Source organism: bacterium, assembly GCA_035529855.1.
Lineage (GTDB): Bacteria > RBG-13-66-14 > B26-G2 > WVWN01 > WVWN01 > WVWN01.
Map to the genome: position 1 here is coordinate 1 of DATKVX010000022.1, position 2,851 is coordinate 2,851.

Here is a 2,851-nt window from a genome sequence, read left to right on the forward strand (position 1 = left end):
GCGTTCCTTCCCGTACGACTTCCCGCAGCGGAACTCCGGCGGGGACCGCTATAAACGTTTCGTAGGTAAACGCGCGGGGAGAACGCCCCGTTATTATTCGGATTTCGTCGCATCCGAGGTGTTCGGTATAGTACATCAAGGGGTAGTTCAACGGCGCCGTTGCTATTAAACGGATATCGTCGGTGTAGTTTTCGGCGAGGTATTTCACCATGGGTAGCGCCGCGGGAGCCGCGCCGGACCGGATGGAATTACTTAGGTAACGCCCGCTTTCGGCGAAGACGACGGCGGCCACGGCCGCGACGAGGAGCGCGACGCCGGTGCCCTTTAAAACGGGAGTGCGGGAGGGGAGTCGTTGCCACAACGCTTCCGCCGCGGCTCCGACCCCGAAAGAGATGATGGGCAATAGGTAAATAAAGACCCGCGCCGGGGGCCTGAATCCTGCCGCGAGTAATATGATACTGCCCAATGCGCCGACGGCCGCTAACACGCCATAGGCCGGGCGTTTGGCGGCGCCTACTACGATGCCGACGGCGGCGACCGGCAGCCAAAACCACCCGCCGCCCGGGCCCCACGTTTTCTCGTCCAGTAACGCCTTGCCGTAAAACTGTAAGCCGTTAAACGAGAGGGGTGGCTCGGACGGGCCGCCGATGCTTGCGAAGAACGTTTCCGGCCCGGAAGTGATTAACGGCGGTAGATACAGAAGGAAAGTCAACAGCGCGGCCGGCAGCCATACCGGCAGTAACGTCGTAAACCGGGCGCGTTCGCAGTACGTTAGGTACGCGTCGTACGCGAAAACGGCGCAGACGAAAAGTAAGGCCGTGGGGACGGCGTAACACGCTAGCGTGCAAGATACGCACGCGCCGATTGAAACGAGGCCGCGGCCTTTCCGTTCGTGTCGTATATCTATTAAATACAAAGCCGTTAAGCCGAAAAATAACGAGAGGCTGTAGCCCCGCGCTAAAACCGAGAAATGCGTCATTAAGGGAGAAATGCACGCCACAACTAAGGCGACGACCCCCGCCCCTCTGCCGAACCACCGTTTGGCGATTACGCCGGCCAGGATTAACGTTCCCACCCCGGCCAACAAGTTCGGAAGTCGCCACAGCGGCGCCCGTTCGCCGAGAACCGACGTTGCTAAACGTACGAGAAGCGTATTGAGGAAGTGGTTGTTGGGCGCGCCGTAGTCCGTCAGCGCGTCCCAAAGGGGCCGGCCGGCGTAGCACAAGTAAGTGAAAGCTTCGTCGTAGCGGATGGGGTCGTCCAGGTGCCATAACCGGAAAGCGACGCCCACCGCAAACAAGGCCCCCGGTAAAAACAGATTCAGAAACGGCCCCGGAATTCTACGAAAACCGGACACGCATCCTCCCGCTCCCTAAACCCCTTCGGGCGTAATTCGGTCGGTAGCGAGCTATCTTTTGGGAGAGCGCCGCGGCGACCCTCTTCCGACCTTACTTCTCGGCCGCGTCGAATTTCTCCGGCGGGACCTCGAGCACCTCGAGCAGCTTCTTGAACTTGCGGCCCTGCACCAGCGTCATCTGGTTGAGGCGCGTCGCCTGCGACTTGAGCTGCTTAACCGAGCACTCCTCCGGGCAGTTGTCGTCTATGTTCTGGTTGCCGAAGTTCTCCATCTTCCAGTTGCAGAAGATGCACTGCGGCGCGGCCATAAGTCCTCCTTTACCTCGGGCCTCGGCGGATAAAAAGCCGGCTTAGATAAACCTCTCGTAAAACACGACGTGCTTTTCGGCGATAGCCTCCCAGGTGAACTCGCGCGCTACCGTCTCGTGGCCGGCGGCGACGAGCCGGGCGGCCAGCTCCTCATCCGTCGCCGCCCGCAGCATTGCCGCGGCCAACGCTTCCGTATCGGAGGGGTCCGCCAGGAGGGCGTCGCGGCCGTCGTCGAGGTAGCGCGCCAGGCCGCCGCGGTTGGTCGCGACGACGGGGGTCCCGCAGGCCATGGCCTCCAGCGCCGTCATGCCGAACGGCTCGAACCGCGACGGCAGCACGAACGCCCGCGCGCGCCGGTAGAAGTACGGTAGGTCGTCGTCCCTGACGTAGCCGGCAAACGCGACGCGCGCGGCGACGCCGTGCGTCGCGGCCAGGTCGCGGAGCTCCTCCAGCACCAGTCTTTCGCGCTCCCGGGGCTCCGCGGAGCCGCCGCCGATGACGAGGGCGAGCTCGGCCTCGCGGGCGACGCGCGCGAACGCGTTTATCAGGAAGTCGAGCCCCTTGTTGGTGTCGATGCGGCTGAGCGAGAAGACGTACGGCCGCTCGGTGCCGGCGACGGCGCGGCCGTCGTCGTCCGCGTTGAACCGTGCGGTGTTCACCCCGGGGGGGATGACGACCATGTTCTCGCTCTCGACGCCGTAATATTCCTTATACTTTTCTACGCTCGCCGGGTTAGTGACGGTAATGCCGGCGGCGGCGGCGAAGACGCGCTTCTCCTCGGCGACGCGCTCCTCGAAATGGTAGACGCGTTCCATCTCGGCGGGGTCGCCGCCCATCAGCTCGCGCTTCCAGGCGCCCAGCGAGTGGGAGGTGTGGACGAACGGTATGCCGAGCCGCGGCGCGAGCAGCCGGCAGACGAGGCCGGCGTCCCAGTAGTGGGAGTGGAGGAGCTGGTACGTCAGCCCCTCGTCCTCGATATATCGTTCGCAGTTGTCCGCGAACTCGGGCCAATGCGGGAGCATTTCCTCCTTGATGATAAACCCGTCCGGGCCGCAGGGGACGCGGACGATGCGGACGCCCTCGCTCACCGCCTCGAGCGGCGCGCGCCCCTCGAAAGCTCGCGTGTAGAGGTCGACCGCGACGCCGAGCCGGCCTAATGCCTTCGAGAGCTCCAGGACGTACGTCA

Annotated in this window: 3 protein-coding genes; all 3 read right to left on the minus strand. The window is 63.6% G+C overall.

All coding sequences use genetic code 11. The features are described from left to right. The coding region (locus tag VMX79_02060; GenBank protein ID HUV85877.1) for a glycosyltransferase family 39 protein at positions 1-1,291 on the minus strand (1,291 nt) is incomplete at its 3' end. A gap of 157 nt (positions 1,292-1,448) precedes the next feature. Continuing rightward, a complete protein-coding gene (locus VMX79_02065; protein HUV85878.1) occupies positions 1,449-1,664 on the minus strand; it encodes a hypothetical protein in 216 nt (71 codons plus the stop codon). A 42-nt stretch (positions 1,665-1,706) separates the two neighbouring features. Further along, the coding region (locus VMX79_02070; GenBank protein ID HUV85879.1) for a glycosyltransferase at positions 1,707-2,851 on the minus strand (1,145 nt) is incomplete at its 5' end.